Origin of the sequence: Akkermansia muciniphila ATCC BAA-835 (assembly GCF_000020225.1) — a bacterium.
Classification (GTDB): Bacteria; Verrucomicrobiota; Verrucomicrobiia; order Verrucomicrobiales; family Akkermansiaceae; genus Akkermansia; species Akkermansia muciniphila.
On record NC_010655.1, the window covers coordinates 854,000 to 871,493 of the forward strand.

A 17,494-nucleotide genomic window follows, 5' to 3' on the forward strand; every position below is an offset into this window, starting at 1 on the left:
CCGACTATATTTTCAGCGTTTGCAAGCCTCCCTGCCGCCATCGCCGCAAGCGATGGAACTTTTATTTTCCTCCGGTGAATTTATAGCTTCCCCCCCTCCTCAAATAGGAGTATTCTGCTCCGGCATAAGTAATTTCTCAATTCTAGATAACAATGAAGATTTGGTTAGATGGAAAGCTGGTGGAACAGGAGGAAGCAAAAACCTCGGTTTTCGACCACGGCACACTCTATGGAGACGGCATTTTTGAAGGTATCCGGTTCTATAACAAGCGCGTTTTCCGCCTGGAAGACCACATGGACCGCCTGTACAACTGCGCCCATTATCTGTTGCTGGATATTCCTTACACTCAGGAAGAACTCTCCAACGCCGTATGCGAAACGGTCGCGGCCTCCGGCCTGAACGACGGCTATATCCGTCTGGTGGTTACCCGCGGCGTCGGCAATCTGGGGCTCAACCCATTCAACTGCAAACGGTCCTGCGTCTTCATCATTGCGGATAAAATCTCCCTGTACGATCCGGACGTATATGAAAACGGGCTGGCCCTGATTACCAGCTCCGTGCGCCGCAACCGTCCGGACACCGTTTGTCCGCAGGTCAAGTCGCTCAATTATCTCAACAACATCCTGGCCAAAATGGAAGCTGTGCGCCAGGGTGCGGCGGAAGCCCTGATGCTGAACGACCTGGGTAATGTGGCCGAATGCACGGGCGACAACATTTTCATTGTGAAGGACGGTACCGTGTTCACACCGCCAGTTACGGACGGCTGCCTGGACGGCATCACGCGCCGGGTAGTGCTGGAAATCTGCCGGGAGCTGCAAATCCCGGCTCAGGAAAAGACCATGAACCGCTTTACCATCACCTGTGCGGACGAATGCTTCCTGACCGGCACTGCCGCAGAATGCGTTCCCGTGACCAAATTGGACGGCTATCAGCTGGGCTCAGGAAAAATCGGTCCTGTCACAGCTCGAATCCTGGCCCGTTTCCAGGAACTGGCCCAGACCACGGGAACATCCTGTTAGAACCAGCCAACCCTTTTTTGGACCAACGAAAACGGCTCCGCCAGATGACGGAGCCGTTTTTTTGTGCTATTCCGTTAAATATAAAAAAGAAAACACAGGTAAGCACATTCCCGCGGGGCTATACGGCAGTCTCCTCTGGAAATGAAGGCTTGTGACCTTCACGGCCTCCCGTTCCGAAACGCTGCAGAAGAATCCAGTATGAAAAGCCGCGTCGCTTGTGAAATGACAAGGCAAGCGACATCTTGCATGTCCGGCCGCCACGCCGGACATGCCTCAACCTGAAAAAAGGCTATTTCTTCTTGGGCAGGCCGGTTTCCGGGTCAAACTGCTTAGCCTGCTGGGCATGTTCTTTCGTCTGATAGAACCGAACGTAATCAATCAGGAATTTTACAGGATACCCTTGCCCGTCTTTAGGAGCTTTCTCGCACCAGGTGCCGCCCACGGCGGAATTGAGAATGAGATAGAACGGCGTACGGAACGGATTCCCCGCCCCATTGGCATAATTAGTGGTATTAAGGTCAATGGACTTCACCAGCTTGTCATCCACCATCAACTTGATGGAATCCTTGTCCCATTCCATGACATAGGTATGAAAATCATCGGAAAGATTCTCTATCTTCACAGTCCCTCCGCGGGAAGCGTCCCTTGTGGACACGCCGTCCGGACTCAAGTGGAAAGTGGAATAAACCACATCCGGCTGTTGGGAAATATTCTCCAGCATATCAATCTCCCCGTTGACGGGCCAGCCCCATTTATTCTTGCCAAGCAACCAGATGGCAGGCCAGATGCCCTTGGTTTTGGGAACCTTGGCACGCACTTCCAGTCTGCCGAACATGAAATTTTTTGTTTTGATCGTCGTAACGGAACCGGAGGTATAGGGCATGAACTTGGTATTCTTGATCCAATCCGCGGAACTTTTCTTATAATTGACATTGGCGAACTTTTCAAAATGGGTTTCCAAAACCAGGCAGCCATCCTCCAATCTCATATTCTTGGGTCGGCCTGTATAAGTCTGCTGGGAGCCCTGGTTACGGATTACTCCCAACTCCGGTTTCCACTTTTTGGCGTCTATCCTGGAACCGTTGAACTCGTCACCCCAGACATAAACCCACCCGCCGGGGAGGGTCCTCGGAGGTTTGGAATCTTCTCCCTTTACAGACATGCAAAGGCATGCAGTCAACAACACGGCAAATAGGCTCTTCATACGGAGCAATACTGCACCTAGTTCCGCAGCCTTTCAAACAAAATACATCATTCGGGACCACATACCTCCTTTCCCCTGTCAAATGGCGAAATATCCTGCAAAATGAATAGAACCCTTAACCCGGCGCATGCTATGGTCATGATATGAAAACCACTTTCCCTCCCCATGGCCGGGCGCTCCTCCACCAGATGCCTGCAGGTGCTGTCGTGATTGTGGAAAACGGCACAGCCGTCACCCATCTTTTCTTCAGCCGCATGGCACAGCCGGAGCATTTGGAATGGGAGGAAACACCTCTGCTGCGTCAAACGGCTGACCAGCTGGATGAATATTTTCAAGGTTCCCGCCGCGTATTTGACGTGCCGCTTTCTCCCCAAGGAACCGAATTTGAACGAACGGTCTGGAAAGCCCTTCAAGCCATCCCCTATGGAGAAACCAGAAGTTACGGAGACATTGCCCGGCGAATAGGACGCCCATCAGCATGCCGGGCAGTAGGACAAGCCAACAACCGGAACCCTGTCGGCATCATCATCCCCTGCCACCGAGTCATCGGAGCCGACGGCAAACTGACCGGCTATGCAAGCGGCCTGACCATTAAACAATACCTGTTGGAATTGGAACAGGGCTCCGCCACTCCTTTCACATTATTCACGGATGTGGAACGCATGCCCGGAAATACTCCGGCCAGTCCATAAAACGGCAGGACTGGAAAATTCCGGTCAGAGCTGCATACCGTTTTCCGTCTGAGGAAGAGGCATGGATTTCAAGGCGGCCTTGGGGGATTCAATACCCAGCCATTGAAGAGGCAGCAATTCACCCGTTACCCTGTAATGTTTGTAGGTTAATCCGGCAAACACAGCCAGAAAAAATATCAGGACGGCATAAAGGGCCATCCATAAATAATGATTCCGGGTCGTGCGGGCGGCTTCATCCGCCAACTGCTGTAAGTTCCGCATAGCGATCGAAGGAGCGGCCTCTTCTTCTCTCCCGGATAATTCGGCAGAAAATCCCGGAGATGGCTCTTCCGCAAACCGGAGCCTGGCATCCCCCAAAGCGATTTCATCGCCATCGTAAAGGGTTGCGGCGCCCATCGGCGTCAGGCCGTTGATTTTAGTTCCATTAGTAGAACCAAGGTCCTCCAGGACATATCCCCCTTCCTTAAACTGAAGCAAGGCATGCTCTCCGGAAACCGACTGAAAGGGAAGCACAATCTCGCAATGCTCGTCACGTCCGATGCGTGCGAAATATTCACCGTTCTTCGGAAGAACTATGGTTTTTTCAGAACCGTCGGGAAGGTGGATGGAAAGGCGTGGCATGATTCCTGGAAATCATGCCACGCCCATATTCATTTTCAATCCAAAAGACCGTTTGCCCATCACGTATAAGAAAAATGGCGATATCCGCCTTTCCCCAGAAAGACAGAATTCCATGCAGATTCATGATATGGGTTCATCCTCCTCAATTTTTATTTTTCCCGCATACTTTCAAAAAATATTTTAAGCAATTATAGTGGCCTCCGGGGAAGTTTTCCATAAGTAATCCACTCATTTTAAAACATTACATGAAATACTGAATCAATTTTTTTCCTGATTGGAAACAGACCTTCCGAAACTGCGACGGATCATGCCGGACACGAACACTGCGCAAACGACAATCTTCAAGGGGGACAACTTGTTGGGAATCGCTAAACAGGCCATTTTCAAACATACCGTTTTCCGGGAGGGCCGCCCTCCCGGAACATAGGGATTGGATATACGCGCAAACTGCCGTCCTGCCTTTGGACATGTCCTTCACTATCTCGATAATTTTTTTATTTGCCTGGAGCGGCTTAAATCAAAAGAACTCAACTGAAATTTTTTCTGCTGTCTGGCATCTGCCGCTCCTCTTCTGGCATGGAGTTTATTCACCCTGGGTTCCCTTCCCCGTCCGTTACATGCAGACGTCTGCATGACACCAATAAAAGCGGCATGTCGCTGCCGCTGTCCCTGATTATTTTAATAAGAGGAATTTTTCTCTTCATTTATTACTGTGAAGACAGCCAGCATGGCACAAATCAATCCGGGGCATCGTAAAAACATCCGGAGTTCCCGTAATGATTCGAAATCCTCTTTCACGGGAAAGTCAGCGGCCTACACCGTGGAAAAACCGTGCAGCCCTGCACATGTCTTGCGTTTTGAAGGAAAATGTTTCATATTCAGACCATGTTTGTTGACAACATCCGCATATTCGCCAGGGCAGGAAAGGGAGGAAACGGGCTGGTCAGCTTCCGAAGGGCCAAATTCGTGCCCAAGGGAGGCCCGGACGGCGGTGATGGAGGCGATGGCGGAAGCGTCATTCTGGAAGTGGATCCGCACACGAATGACCTGCGTTCTTTTTTTTATGATCCAAAATTAATCGCCACGGACGGGGTAGGCGGACAAAGCGCCAAGAAACATGGCAAGAACGGCAAATCCGTCATCGGGAAAGTGCCCCCCGGTACCATTATCTACCGCAGCAATGCATCCTCCATGGCGGAGGCGACCTGGCTGGAACGGGAAGGCGAAGGCATTGAACTGGAAAAAATAGCGGATCTGACGGAAATCGGCACCCGGTTCACGTTGTGCCAGGGCGGCCTCGGCGGCAAGGGAAACTGGCATTTCCGTTCCGCGACCAACCAGGCGCCTACGGAAGCCGAGATGGGAACGGAAGGGGAGGAAGGCGTCTTCTTTATGGAATTGCGCCGCATTGCGGACGCCGGGCTGGTAGGCTACCCCAACGCGGGGAAAAGCACATTGCTGGGAGACATTTCGGAAGCCAAGCCCAAAGTAGCCAGCTATCCTTTTACCACGCTTCAGCCTATCATCGGAGTGGTGGAATTCGACAGCTTTCGCCGCTGCGTTGTGGCGGACATTCCCGGCATCATTGAAGGCGCACACAACAACCGGGGCCTGGGACATGAATTCCTGCGCCACATCACGCGCTGCAAGGTGCTCGTCTTCGTTCTGGACATGGCTGGCAGCGAAGGCCGCGACCCCATTGAAGACCTTCAAAATCTCCGCACGGAAATTAAACTGTACAGCGAAGACCTGGCCAAACAGCCCTGGTTTGTCGTCGCCAACAAAATGGACCTGGAAGGAGCGGAAGAAAATCTGGCTAACTTCCGCATGCGTTTCCCGAAAGTGGACATCATCCCCATTTCCGCGCTCAATGGAGACGGTATTTCCCGGCTCAGGAACAGGCTTGATGAGCTTGTAGGTTATAAATTCATCCGTTAACTTATTCATTCAACTTTCTTTCAACCTTTGACATGACAGCCCCTCTCTCCGTAACGACAGCTTCCGACCAGCTTCTGTGCCGTATCGCCGGAATTGGAGACCTCTTCGCCATTGAAGGGGAATTCGTCACCGGGAAGGAAATACCCAGCGGACACATCAACACCACTTACAAGGCTACCTACCGTAAAAGCGACGGGACGGAAGATTCCTATATCCTCCAGCGCATTAACGATTACGTCTTCAAAGACCCCAAAGCCGTCATGCGCAACGTGGAAAAAGTCACGCGCCACATCAACTGGAAAGTCCTGCGCCGCCTGAAGGATTCCGCCGGCCAAACCCTCAACCTCTACCCGGCCCGGGGAGGACGCAACTACATTGACATCCCCGGTGACGGCATCTGGCGCTGTTACAACTACCTGGCCGGCACGCACACCTACGACGTGGTGGAAAACACCCGCCAGGCCTACCAGGCAGGATTTGCCTTTGGGTCCTTCCAGGATTTGATTAGTGACATGAATCCGGACGACATCGTGGAAACCATACCTGGCTTCCATCATACCCGGAACCGCTTCAACCGCCTGATGGAAGTGGCGGAGCTGGATCCGCAGGGGCGTCTCTCCACCTGTCTGCCTGAATTGGAATTCATTAAAGCCCGAGAGCAGGATGTGGATCGGTTGCTGAATCTTCAGGAAAGAGGTGTTCTTCCCACCCGCATCACTCATAACGACACCAAAATCAACAATGTCATGCTGGATGAGGACACCGACCACGCCGTCTGCGTCATTGACCTGGATACGGTCATGCCCGGCCTTGTACTGTACGACTTCGGAGATATGGTGCGCACCGTCACTCCGCCTACGGAAGAAGATGAAGAAGACCTGGACAAGGTGCGCATGCGCATGCCCATGTTCCAATCTATCGTAGAAGGGTATCTGACCGCTGCCCACGGCTTCCTGACCCAGGCGGAAATAGACCAGCTTGCCTTTTCAGGAAAACTCATCACGCTGGAAATCGGCATCCGTTTCCTGACGGACTATCTGGAAGGCGACCCATACTTCAAGGTCTCACGGCCGAACCACAATCTCATCCGCTGCCGTACGCAGCTAAAACTGGTGGAATGCATTGAACAGGAACTTCCTGCCATGGAACAATACGTCAAGCGCGTCGCCAGGGGGATGTCCAGAAAATAGGGAAAAGCTTTTCCTTCTTCCATTCCACTACCTCCGGGGACGGCTATGCCGTCCCTTCTTTTTTATATTATTTGAACATGGCTGCCCATTCCATAATCCAAGAAACATTACACGCAATAGCCAAGCCATGTTTGAAATACCAGACATCCAACTCAATCAATATGGCAAGCCGGCAAGGATCATGTTCCTGGCTCCATATGCCCCAGACGCTCCCGATTTCTCCAAAAAACCCTACACAGGCAATGGAGGCTACCCTCAGTACCACTACAACATTTATAAAGCCATCCAGGACATAGGCTACGACGTCGTCTCCTCCTCCAAACCCTATTCCGTCCAATTCGCCAAGGGAAACGTGGACTATGTATTCTCCCTGATGAACAGGTTCGCCATGTCCAGGCCTGAAATATTCATTTCTTCTTACTGCGAATTCATTCAGGTTCCCTACCTGGGCGCCCCGCCCAACATCCGCGCCATAGCGGAAGACAAATTTCTGACCAAAATGGTATTCCGCTCCCTGGAATTGAACGTTCCGGAAGGCATTGGACTTTCCGGAGAAAAAGGTATTCCGGCCCAGGCCCCCTTCCCTGGCCCCTATTTTGTCAAAAAGCGTTTTGGAGCCGCTTCCGGCGGCATCCGGGAAGACAGCATCTGCAGCTCCTGGAAAGCCGTGGGTTCATGCGCCCGGCGCCTGATGGAAGAAGGGCACGAAGTGCTCGTGGAACAATACTGTGAAGGCATTGACGTCACCGTTCCCGTACTGGGTGGGGAAAACCCCGTCATCCTGGGATATGTGCAGCCGAAATCCGACAAACCAGGCAGCATCATCACGGAAGACCTGAAACTGCACGACCATCTGGGTTATCAGCTGGTCTCCGTTCAGGATATGGAGCAGGACATCGCCAGTGACGTCCGGAAAATCTGGAGCGCTCTGGGGCCGATGGACTATTTCCGCATCGACTATAGAATCGACTTCGAGACGGGAGAACGGCGCATTCTGGAAATGAACATCTGCTGCCACCTGGGCAAAAGCGGCTCCATCTGCCTGGCGGCCGCAGAACACGGCTACTCCCAGGCGGACCTCCTCAAATACATTATCGCCTACAGCATGGACAGGCAGAAAAACCTCCGCCAATACGGCACATGGCTCATCTGACCCGCAGGAAAGAAGCGGTTCGCATTCCGGTCAGAACAAAAACGGCAGTTAGGAATCAGGTATCCGGCTGATTGCCTCAAACACCTCCTGCCAGCTTTCCATGGAAGCTTCCTGCCCGCCCAGGGCCATGCCCCGCTCACGGGCGGCAGCGGCCATGTCTTCCCGGTAGTGGGGCTCCCAAGCCATTTTAGTGGCGTACGTGATGAAATCCCCGGGGCATTCGCACAGCCATCCGGTCTTCCCGTGTTCCACCATTTGTTCCCACCCTCCGCGCCTGTCCACAACAAGCACACTCCCGCTTGCCATGGCCTCAAAACCCACACGCGGCCAATTCTCCGTCGTATCGGTAGGCTGCAAAACGATGTGGCAGCGTCGGTAAAACTCCTGTTGGGACAAAGACTTTTGATCATGGAAAGTCTCCACCCAATCGGGAGGCCTGCCAGTCTTCGCCTCGCTCCGCTGGTCAAAACCGAGAAAAGTTCCCCTCTTCCGGACCGGAGAAGCAAAATGCTCGTAAATATGCCACGTATCCTTGCTGAACTTATCTTCATCCTGCCGGGAAATGTGTCCGGCTCCAAACCAGTCCGTGGAACGCCCTGCAATAAAAGGAAAATCTGCCGCATCAAAATACGGCCTAAACGTCATGAACCGGATGGCCGGGTCGGGATTTAAAGCCCTCAGGCGAGGAATGACGTTTCCCATTACGTTGCTATTTTGATAAAGAAACAGGGAAATATCTCCACGCTTCATGGCTTCCTTTTCCCTGCCGAAAAGCCAGGTCATGCAATTGACGAAAACTGTCCTTCTCGTCCGTTTTCGTATCTTCGGGAGAGCAGCCAGAAACTCTTCATTACAAAAACTGATGACGGGAGCCCCTGCCGGAATGGCCTCCCAATCATAGCCTTCATGCACCGTAACACCCAAATTCATCATCTCCGGATAAAGCCCGGCACAGTATGCATTTTTCTGGGTGGGGATAAGATGCATTTCCATCCCCATCTGTCTCCAAACCTTAATCTGGTGATAAAGCTCGGCTCCCGCACCGCCGTAAAGGGATGGAAATCCAACAATATAGAGAGAATGTATCATTAATTAATGGATTTATGTAGAATAGTCTTGCCGTAAGATTTTCAGAACATTTGGACTATTGATATTCAGAAAATTATTCAGATGAAAATAGAAAAAATGAATAAAACAAATTTAAAGTAAACAATTCCATTAATCAATAAACATTTATTGCAAAATTTGCACTAAATCTTTTTTCGTTCTGTTTTTAAATAATATTAATATATCACTTAAACTAAAACATCGATCTCCACAAAAAGATGCAACCAATAAAAAACCTATTCAATTTAATTCTCTTCTTTATCAGATAACTTTTGTTTCAAGAAATTAATTACTTTTTCTGAGATTCATCATCTAAATAATTGGCAAATTCAACGTATGCATTTTTTATGATTATTTCCATCGTTCTTTTATCTTTGGGATCAATAGCTATCGTTCTGTTCCCGGCAATTTTTTCAAAACTGTCTGTAACTAATCTTTTCAGAACGTCTTCCGGATTTTTTCCTATGAAATGAGCCAATATGCTTCTACTATTCCAATCATATCCATGTTTCTTCATTTCATTATAAAATTGATTTTCAATTACTTTCTTTTTATTTAACAAAATCACGGTTTTGAAATAATTACGTTCACTCTTGCTAATTATCATTTGATTTATAAGAAAACACTGAAAAAGATATTTTTGAACTATCTTCGGTAAATATTTAACATCGAATTTCCGATAAAAATTCATAGACTGCTCCAATATAAAGTGGTTATTTTGATCACTTAATATAGAAGAAGAATACTTGGAATTACCTACAGCACGCATTAAGAATGCAGAAGATTGAAGTATATACTTTTTTAAATATTCTTGTTCTTTTATTGAAAAATCGTTTTTAACATAGTCTGAATCCTGATAATTATTCACATCAGAATAGACACTCATCGGGAATAATAAAATAAAAAACAGAAATATTTTTCTCATAATTTTGATTGATTTAATCATATATCTGTTTGCATTTTAATTTACAATTTCTATTGTCAACAAAAATAAAAGCTGATGCAATAATAAATAGAATGCCTTGAATTTTATTCTCTTCTACAGACGGTCCTCCAATAGAAGAGTTAAATTGTTGTGCACGCTCATATGAAATTTAACCATCCTCCACATTGTGCCTGTAAACGATTTTCACAGTCATTTAAACAATCTTGCAATTTTTTAGAATAATTTTCAATGTGCTTTATATATGCGTCCATAGCAGCTGGTTGTACCCATGACATATCTGGACATTGTCTTCCCAATATGTCAAATGTATTGACGGATGATTTCTGACAAACCAATATAAATTGTTAGTTTTTTCTTCTTTGGCAGGATCTCTACTAATCCACCTGCCATTTTGGGGATTATAATAACGGTAATTGTAGTAAACCAGCCCCAGTTCGTCATCAGCGTATTCGCTGGAAAACCGGAACGGATTGTCCTCTGCGGCATTCCCTTCCATCCTGAGAATATTCCCATACGGGCCGTATTCGTACAAGGCGCGGCGTCCCGCTCTGATGCCGAAAAGCGCCGTGGTGTTTTTCAACAGGTCGTGCGTGAGTACAGGTTTTCCGCCCAGGTTCCCGTCTCATCAAAGAGGCTCATGGCCAGGATGCGCGTGGCTGCCGGTTCCAGCAGATCCCACAGATAGGTTTTTCGCAGTACGGACATCGCTGATTCCGTTGTCCAATCATATTGTAATATGGCCTCATAATACTATTAATTCAAGATTTTGTAAGAACCATTGGCCATTCTTATTGAATATTTCTGTTCCAATTTAGATCTGCTATATTATATTAACCATTAGAAAGAATTTGATATGCAGTTTCTTCTGGAAAAGGATATGAAAGGGACTTTTAGATATCTTCTTCGAAATGTCGAATCAGATATATTCCACATGATCATTCGATATATGATGAATATAATAAAGAAAATTCTATATCCTCAATCTTGGGGATAGAACGATAATATAAATTATTATATCTAATTATTCATAATTTTATTTTTCAATTTTATACATTCATCTTTATAATCATAAAACGAATTATTTTCCATTAGTTTTAATATTCTTCCCAACAAATTCTTTTCACTTTCATTTAAATTCTTATAATTTTCAATAACAGCACCAATTGTATATCCTACAAATGAATCGATATTTCCAATTTCATATTTATGATAATCACCAAAAAAATATTTAATAGTTAAATTTAAACATGTCGGAAAATAATACCTAAGAAAAGATGTTGAAAATATATAATGCGGCAAAATTGTTGTATCATATTCAAGTGGCATTAAATCATACTCCCATGAACATTTTAACCAATTTATTTTATAAACATGGACATATTCACAAAATTCAATTACAGGCAGCGCAAAAGATTCAGACTTTATAAAATCAATGCATATTTTGAATTGTTTATTATTTGGAAGCGGAAACACAGGATATATAACCTTCATTATATCAAGAAAGGATTGATAGGACAATAAATTAGTATCCATAATAGATAAAAAATTTAATTTATTTTTTGACTATGAGAATTTCATAATAATTGATTGAGTTTATCTTGGCAACGTTTTTTGCCCGCTAAAGCGCGCTCAATTTCATCATTATGTGCATTATCTCCACCATTGAAGCATTCATTATTTATTTTTGTTCTTGCATCAATACAGTCTTGAAATCTTTTTATATTTCTTTCTATTTCATTTTTACACATATTTTTGTTTTTACAATGCATTGATGAACCTTTGCACTTACGACCAACCTCTTTATTTAATTCACTATGTCTTTGTTTTGAACAATTTCCATATCTAGGTTTTTGAGGAATTGCTATTGGAACTGTTTCTGGAACTGTTTTCTTTGTAGTATCCGAGCTTATTTCATCTATTACTTTTTCGGCAACTACCACCACTACCGCAACAGCTACACCTACTGCCGCCGCCGCTACCACCGCCGCTCCTATAGGATTAAATAGAGCAATCGCAAACGCGAATTGCCCCTGCACATCAATCAAAATAGAAGGTGTGTTATACGCATATGAATAAACATTATCTTTCTGTTTCTCTATAATAGGATCTCTACTAATCCACCTGCCATTTTGGGGATTATAATAGCGGTAATTGTAGTAAACCAGCCCCAGTTCGTCATCAGCGTATTCGCTGGAAAACCGGAACGGATTGTCCTCTGCGGCATTCCCTTCCATCCTGAGAATATTCCCATACGGGCCGTATTCGTACAAGGCGCGGCGTCCCGCTCTGATGCCGAAAAGCGCCGTGGTGTTTTTCAACAGGTCGTGCGTGTAGTACAGGTTTTCCACCCAGGTTCCCGTCTCATCAAAGAGGCTCATGGCCAGGATGCGCGTGGCTGCCGGTTCCAGCGGATCCCACAGATAGGTTTTTCGCAGTACGGGCATCGCTGATTCCGTCGCGGCGGCATCCAGTTCCGCGATTTGCAGGTAGCCGTGATAGATGAACCGTTTCTTCGACATCAGGATCTCTCCTTCATAGACGGCTTTCTCAATCCGTCTGTTCAGATAGTCGTAGCGGCACTCCACCCGCCTGTTCCCCTGAATGAACCTTGCCGCCTGGTTCAGGGCATTATAAGAGACTTCCCATTCTCCCGTAGACGTTTGAATCTTCGTCTGGTTGCCGTCGGCATCATAGGCAGGTGCAAAAGACGCTCCTTCCTCCCGGGTGATGGCCGTGTACTGGTTCAGATTATTGGCCGTGTACGCCTCCGCTGACGCGCCCGAACCTTCCCGAGAGGTGACGCGGTTGCCGATGTTGTCGTACGCATAGGAATACGTTCCTCCCCGGCTCATCGCGTCGGCGGCCAGTTCGCCGCGGCCGTTGTAACTGTAGCTGTGCGTCAGGTCGGGAGCGGGGGTATTGAAGTAGTCCTTCTTTTCCGTGGGCCTTCCCAGCGCGTCGTAGGCATAGTCGTTTTTGGCCGGATAATTGGCGCTGCCGGGACGCAGATAGTCGATTCCGGTCAGCAGATTCCGTTTTTCTTCCCGGGTGTACCATCTCCGGAGGGTATTGGGGTAGTCGAGCGTTTCCAGCAGTCCGTTGACGGCGTGGTAGCCATAGACGAAGGGATCGGCGCCGTTATTGAGCGAGACCGTAGAAAGACGTCCGCAGCCGTCATATTCCCAGGCCGTCTGCTGGACAATACCCTCTCCATAATGCAGACTGTAGCCCGAAGGCCGCCCCAAACCGTCGCGCAAATAGTTGAGCGCGCTTGCCGCCAGTCCTGCCGTAGTTTCCGATTCCGCTTCATTATATTGGTTGTAAGCCAACATCCTTGTTCCGGAATCATCCGCAACCTGAGTGAGCAGGTTCAGGTGGTTGTAGACATAATTGAGCGAAGGAGTCGCATCATTGTGAATGACGGAGACCAGGTTGCCCGTCTGCGGATCATAGGCATAAGAAGTTGCCAGAGGCGTTCCCTGCCCGTCCACCGTCCGGGCCTGTCGTTTAACCGCCAGCCTGTTCCAGTCATCGTAAGAGTAGCTTTCCCCATGGCCGTCGGCATAGGTTTTAGCCGTCATCAGGCCGGAGGCGTCGTCGTAGCCCCACGTCGTCATGTCCCCGTCCGTCCGTTCCCGCGGATCGGCAGCGATGGTTTCCCCCGGAACGCGGAATGTCATGAGGGATACCAGCCTGTCCGCATCATCGTACGCAAAGACGGAGGGCTGGAGGGCCGTACCGTATTCGGCGGTTTTGCGTCCCCGCGGGTCATAAGCGTAGCAGGCCGTGTTGCCCAAAGCATCCGTGACGCAGGAGGGAGAAGCTGTGGACGGGTCATACTGGATGGTGGTCGTATTGCCGGCTGCATCCGTCCTGGCTGTTTCACGGCCGGCGATGTCAAAGACGGTAACGGCGGCATTGCCACGGGCGTCCGTATAAGTCTCCGTGCTGCCGCTGGCCGTATAAGCGCGGGAAGAGGCGGTCAGAACACCCGCATGGTCTTTCCGGGATACGGTGTACCCGTCTATGACGACAGTTTCCGCAATGACGGAAGAAGCCGGGGACTGCGTTTTTACCGTCCGTCTGGCCGGAGCCGTGTATTCCGTCCATTGCAGGGTTTCATTGCCCCGCGGATCGGTGGAGATGTTTTTTCCGGCCAGCGAGGAGGACAGGAAAGAAACCAGCTCGGCCGTGCTTTCCGCATATGTTGTTCCCTGGCTGTTGCAGCGCGTGACTGTGGTTACCCGGTACACGCCGTCTTCCCGTTGCCGGCGGGCATAGGCGTACTCCGTGACGAGGGAGTTGGCGGGAGTGGGGTTCTCGGCCAGCTTGAGCGTGGTTTTGACGATATTGCCAAACGGGTCATAGTCATAAAGCAAAGGAGCCATTCCATCCACCTGCTGCCGCAAAAGCCTATTGTTCAGATCAAAAACGCGCCGGTCATGAACAAGGCCTCCGTTGGCGTTCGCCCGGGAGACACGCACCATGTTGCCCCTTCCGTCCGTGACGGTTTGTTCCACCAGCTCCGGTTCTCCCTCCGCCCGGGGAAGAAGCGTGGAACGAACCACGCCTTCCGCGGAGTATTCCGTACGGCAGAGGAGATGCCTCTGCCCCGTGCCGCTTTGTTCCAGCACGGTTCCGTCCGCATGGCGGATAGTGACGAGCGTCGCTCCCGTCGGCGTGGTGACGGTTTCCGTCAGGCCGTCCGCACTGTAGGCACGCGTACTGCTCCTTCCTAAGACATCCGTTTCCTGCACCAGCTGCCCCAGCAGATCGTAAACCTTGCTTTCCGTCGTCGTCATGGGGCCGACGTCCCGGCGCGTTTGCAGGATTCTGCCGAAGGCGTCCCGCTTGTAGCTGACGATGGTTTCAGGAGTGACGACCGTTTCTCCGTCCGCGACTTCCGACCGGCTGACTTCCACCAGCTGGCGCGCCGTATTATAGGAGTAGGTGGTCATGATGCCGTCTTCATCCTTTTCCCACAAGGGGCCGCAGCACATCATCTCCCGTTCCGTCACTCTGCCGTTGCCGCGCGTACGCTTAATCCACCGGTTTTCTCTGTCGTATTCGTAATCCGCCGTATCCGTCAGCGTCCAGGTTCCATCCGTCAGCAAGGCGTATTTCTCAATGCGCGTGTTATTTCCCTGAACGGAAACGTACGTGACTTTCCTCGTGCTGTGCCCCGGCACGGCCTGCCCCGCTATCTGCGTTTCCCTGGTCTCCCTGTAGAGGGCGCCGTACTGGCTGGCCGCTTCATAGCCATAGACCGTCTGCACGCCGCTGGCGGACTGCTTCATCTTCAGCCTCCCCCGGGCGTATTCGTTGGGCGCCGCCGGCAGCCACGTTTCCGTCACTTCCAGCTGTTCTCCCTCCGCACCCAACGCCGTGGTGCGTTTTTCCACACGGCGCACATGGTTGGCTTCCGTATAGGTGTAATGCGTATCCGCCAGCCGTGCGGCGTTCATAGTGAGCACCACGTACTGGTGCGCAATATCCGGATCGGCATGGTCGGAGCAGCGGTAATAGGTGTAGGTGCCCTTCCTTCCCCCGCCCGCCCAGGGTTCCATCCGGACGGTTTCACGCCCGAAGGCGTCGTAGGACCAGGTCTTCTCGCTTCCGTCGGGAGCCGTCTCCCGGATCAGTTTGCCCACGGCGTTATAAGCGTAAGTCGTTTCACGGGCATAGTCGGTTCCATAAGCCTCAATACGGCTGGTGCACAGGTTGCCGCTGCGGCCCTGTTCATAGGTTTCGCACACCCGGGAAATAGGAGTGCCGTTTTCCCCGCGCTGCACGGTAGTGAAGAGTTTCCAAATCCCCGAAGAAACCTCCTGCCTTTCACGGATCGTGAAAATAGAGTCTTCCCCTTCCCCCTGGGACATGCACCAGGCCCCTCCCGTCCCCTGCCAGTAGCGGGTGACGTAAGGCGCGCGCCCTTCCGCCTGCTCCGTGACGGTGAGCTTGCCGGTTTCCGTATTGCCCTCAATGGTGAAGATTTTAAAAGGCGTCCCCGTAACGGCGTAAAGACCGGTGGAGACATTTTTGGCCCCCACCTGCTCGGGCAGATAAAAGGCGATCACATAGCCCGTATCCGTCACGTTTTCAATATTGGCCAGACCGTCCCACAGGTTCCAGACCTGGCGGATGACATCATCCGCGCTTCGGACGATGTCCAGGTAATTGGCAAAATCCTGAGCTGTCCAAGAAGAACCCAGCTTGGTCCGGTAGCCGGAGGCCGCACCCAAAGCGGAAACGGAAGAACCGCCGTAGATGACTGTATTGCCCCTGGCGTTGCTGACCCTCATTTCCGCCGCGCTGGCGGAAGCCGAGACGGCACGCCCCTCTGCCGCGGCATACGCCATGGAAACGGAACCCGTCCTTTTCTGCGAGCCGCCGATGGAGCCTGCACTGGCCGCGCCGGCATAGCAGTAATAGTTGGCGCGGGTGCCTCCGTTCCGGATCTGGAATGCCATGTCAGCCCCCAGCTCCCGACCGGAAGGGGGCAAAATACAGCTGGCCATGGGATGCAGGTATTGCAGGGCTGCGGGCGTCCACAACCTGGAAGAGAAGTTATAAGCCACGATCTCCAGCATCCCGTACGGCACGCCTTCCATACCGCGGAAGGAACCGAAGCTGGTGCGCCATACCATGCTGGTTTTCCGCGTCTGGGCAGTCACCCGTTTGCCTGCGGAAGAGAACTTTCCATAGGCGGAGGCGGAGGAAACCAGGCTGCGCACGGCAGACGCGCCGGGGGAACCGCCCCGGTTGTCCATGCAGTCATCCGGGGAAAATGGATTGTCCGGATCAATCTCATCCTCATCTCCGCCGTTGTCGCCATTCGGGCACGGATTGCTGGAACTGCTGTTGGGAGAACTGCTGCTTCCACTGCTGGAGCCTCCGCATGGATCATCATCGCCCTCGTCGTTGTTGTCCACTGGCTCCGTTTCCGTCTCCGGGGGCACATAGGAAGAAGAAGAACCCGTTTGCCGGTTGGTAATTTCCACCTTCAGGTCAAAGGTGAATTTGGCAATGTTGTTATTGGCATTGGGAATGGAAATATTGCTATAGTCCACATGTGCCCGATGCATTCCGGGCTCAATGCTGAAAGAAGCCGTCTGCGGCTCGTAGCTGCCGCCTCCGTACTGTCCGCGCGGGCCGATGTCCAGCCGTTCTTCTCCATCCACGGTCAAGTTAGCCAGATCGTCGGCGCCCATGGTCACCTTGCATTCGGCCGTTTCATCAGGCCCCAGCTCCCTGACTTCAAAATCCCAGTCCCAGCTTCTTTCAAAAGCGTCCGTTGGCGCTTGTTCGTCGATCGCGGAGGGAGCTCCGCTATTGGAATTGCTCATGCCCGTCAGGGAATTGACATAGTTATCAAAGGATTGTTCTTTCATGGTTTGAATCGGATTAGCTATTGAAACGCAAACATTGCATCATCCCAATCTTGGAAAAACTGCAATAATTTTTATCCGTTCCTTATCCATAACAACAAAACCTCCTGTTTCAACACGTCCAACACGGGATGCTCCTGGCCTTAGCCGTGTTCAATATATGGTGACATTTCTTCTCTGCGCACTTCCGAATGGAAAACTCTGGCCCATATGGAAAATTCCGGAAGTAGCATATC

Annotated in this window: 14 protein-coding genes; 6 read left to right on the forward strand and 8 right to left on the reverse strand. The window is 50.4% G+C overall.

Features of this window, described 5'->3' with window-relative positions; translation table 11 throughout:
• The first annotated feature begins 152 nt into the window (after positions 1 to 152).
• Positions 153 to 1,019, forward strand: a complete 867-nt coding sequence (gene ilvE / locus AMUC_RS03925) for a branched-chain-amino-acid transaminase (RefSeq protein ID WP_012419775.1) — start codon at positions 153 to 155, stop codon at positions 1,017 to 1,019.
• Between the two features lie 289 nt (positions 1,020 to 1,308).
• Here ilvE and AMUC_RS03930 read toward each other — a convergent pair whose 3' ends face one another.
• On the reverse strand, positions 1,309 to 2,007 hold the full coding sequence (locus AMUC_RS03930; protein ID WP_157738240.1) for a glycoside hydrolase family 16 protein: 699 nt from the start codon (positions 2,005 to 2,007) through the stop codon (positions 1,309 to 1,311).
• Between the two features lie 359 nt (positions 2,008 to 2,366).
• On the opposite strand from AMUC_RS03930, the gene AMUC_RS03935 reads away from it, so the two are divergent.
• The gene (locus AMUC_RS03935; RefSeq protein ID WP_012419777.1) at positions 2,367 to 2,915 is read left to right on the forward strand and encodes a methylated-DNA--[protein]-cysteine S-methyltransferase; all 549 of its coding nucleotides are present in this window, start codon (positions 2,367 to 2,369) and stop codon (positions 2,913 to 2,915) included.
• A 24-nt stretch (positions 2,916 to 2,939) separates the two neighbouring features.
• Here the strand turns inward: AMUC_RS03935 and AMUC_RS11845 are convergent, their stop codons facing one another.
• Complete coding sequence (locus AMUC_RS11845) at positions 2,940 to 3,536, reverse strand: FHA domain-containing protein (protein WP_012419778.1); 597 nt, start codon at positions 3,534 to 3,536, stop codon at positions 2,940 to 2,942.
• A gap of 576 nt (positions 3,537 to 4,112) precedes the next feature.
• Between AMUC_RS11845 and AMUC_RS13160 the strand changes: the two genes are divergently transcribed.
• The 4 genes from AMUC_RS13160 (at position 4,113) to AMUC_RS03960 (ending at position 7,817) form a co-directional block, all read left to right on the forward strand.
• The gene (locus AMUC_RS13160; RefSeq protein ID WP_081429107.1) at positions 4,113 to 4,292 is read left to right on the forward strand and encodes a DUF805 domain-containing protein; all 180 of its coding nucleotides are present in this window, start codon (positions 4,113 to 4,115) and stop codon (positions 4,290 to 4,292) included.
• 129 nt (positions 4,293 to 4,421) lie between these two features.
• Entirely contained in the window at positions 4,422 to 5,474 is a 1,053-nt protein-coding gene (obgE, locus tag AMUC_RS03950) for a GTPase ObgE (RefSeq protein WP_022197812.1), read from the forward strand.
• Positions 5,475 to 5,506: 32 nt separating this feature from the next.
• The gene (locus AMUC_RS03955; protein WP_012419781.1) at positions 5,507 to 6,664 is read left to right on the forward strand and encodes a phosphotransferase enzyme family protein; all 1,158 of its coding nucleotides are present in this window, start codon (positions 5,507 to 5,509) and stop codon (positions 6,662 to 6,664) included.
• Between the two features lie 181 nt (positions 6,665 to 6,845).
• Positions 6,846 to 7,817 carry a D-alanine--D-alanine ligase family protein gene (locus AMUC_RS03960; RefSeq protein WP_208012747.1) on the forward strand — a complete coding sequence of 324 codons (972 nt, stop codon included), beginning with the start codon at positions 6,846 to 6,848 and terminating at the stop codon, positions 7,815 to 7,817.
• Between the two features lie 48 nt (positions 7,818 to 7,865).
• Here AMUC_RS03960 and AMUC_RS03965 read toward each other — a convergent pair whose 3' ends face one another.
• The 6 genes from AMUC_RS03965 to AMUC_RS03980 all read right to left on the reverse strand — a co-directional run bounded on the left by AMUC_RS03965 (position 7,866) and on the right by AMUC_RS03980 (position 17,261).
• Complete coding sequence (locus AMUC_RS03965; protein WP_233420568.1) at positions 7,866 to 8,750, reverse strand: glycosyltransferase; 885 nt, start codon at positions 8,748 to 8,750, stop codon at positions 7,866 to 7,868.
• 463 nt (positions 8,751 to 9,213) lie between these two features.
• Complete coding sequence (locus AMUC_RS03970) at positions 9,214 to 9,870, reverse strand: hypothetical protein (protein ID WP_012419784.1); 657 nt, start codon at positions 9,868 to 9,870, stop codon at positions 9,214 to 9,216.
• 235 nt (positions 9,871 to 10,105) lie between these two features.
• Positions 10,106 to 10,366, reverse strand: coding sequence for an RHS repeat-associated core domain-containing protein (locus AMUC_RS13165; RefSeq protein ID WP_343206492.1), 261 nt, complete (start codon positions 10,364 to 10,366; stop codon positions 10,106 to 10,108).
• 80 nt (positions 10,367 to 10,446) lie between these two features.
• Positions 10,447 to 10,575 (reverse strand): hypothetical protein, encoded by a 129-nt coding sequence (locus AMUC_RS13015; RefSeq protein WP_256943615.1) that lies wholly within the window; start codon positions 10,573 to 10,575, stop codon positions 10,447 to 10,449.
• Between the two features lie 312 nt (positions 10,576 to 10,887).
• Positions 10,888 to 11,403, reverse strand: coding sequence for a hypothetical protein (locus tag AMUC_RS12520; RefSeq protein WP_012419785.1), 516 nt, complete (start codon positions 11,401 to 11,403; stop codon positions 10,888 to 10,890).
• 41 nt (positions 11,404 to 11,444) lie between these two features.
• Positions 11,445 to 17,261, reverse strand: a complete 5,817-nt coding sequence (locus tag AMUC_RS03980; RefSeq protein ID WP_012419786.1) for an RHS repeat-associated core domain-containing protein — start codon at positions 17,259 to 17,261, stop codon at positions 11,445 to 11,447.
• Positions 17,262 to 17,494: the final 233 nt, after the last annotated feature.

Coding starts and splice junctions, on each gene's coding strand:
- AMUC_RS03965 (WP_233420568.1), bottom strand. CDS start 8,750: ATGATGAATTTGGGTGTTACGGTGCATGAAGGCTATGATTGGGAGGCC.
- AMUC_RS13165 (WP_343206492.1), bottom strand. CDS start 10,366: ATGGAAGGGAATGCCGCAGAGGACAATCCGTTCCGGTTTTCCAGCGAA.
- obgE (WP_022197812.1), top strand. CDS start 4,422: ATGTTTGTTGACAACATCCGCATATTCGCCAGGGCAGGAAAGGGAGGA.
- AMUC_RS11845 (WP_012419778.1), bottom strand. CDS start 3,536: ATGCCACGCCTTTCCATCCACCTTCCCGACGGTTCTGAAAAAACCATA.
- AMUC_RS13015 (WP_256943615.1), bottom strand. CDS start 10,575: ATGTCCGTACTGCGAAAAACCTATCTGTGGGATCTGCTGGAACCGGCA.
- AMUC_RS13160 (WP_081429107.1), top strand. CDS start 4,113: ATGGAGTTTATTCACCCTGGGTTCCCTTCCCCGTCCGTTACATGCAGA.
- AMUC_RS03960 (WP_208012747.1), top strand. CDS start 6,846: ATGTTCCTGGCTCCATATGCCCCAGACGCTCCCGATTTCTCCAAAAAA.
- ilvE (WP_012419775.1), top strand. CDS start 153: ATGAAGATTTGGTTAGATGGAAAGCTGGTGGAACAGGAGGAAGCAAAA.
- AMUC_RS03930 (WP_157738240.1), bottom strand. CDS start 2,007: ATGAGATTGGAGGATGGCTGCCTGGTTTTGGAAACCCATTTTGAAAAG.
- AMUC_RS03955 (WP_012419781.1), top strand. CDS start 5,507: ATGACAGCCCCTCTCTCCGTAACGACAGCTTCCGACCAGCTTCTGTGC.
- AMUC_RS03980 (WP_012419786.1), bottom strand. CDS start 17,261: ATGAAAGAACAATCCTTTGATAACTATGTCAATTCCCTGACGGGCATG.
- AMUC_RS12520 (WP_012419785.1), bottom strand. CDS start 11,403: ATGGATACTAATTTATTGTCCTATCAATCCTTTCTTGATATAATGAAG.
- AMUC_RS03970 (WP_012419784.1), bottom strand. CDS start 9,870: ATGATTAAATCAATCAAAATTATGAGAAAAATATTTCTGTTTTTTATT.
- AMUC_RS03935 (WP_012419777.1), top strand. CDS start 2,367: ATGAAAACCACTTTCCCTCCCCATGGCCGGGCGCTCCTCCACCAGATG.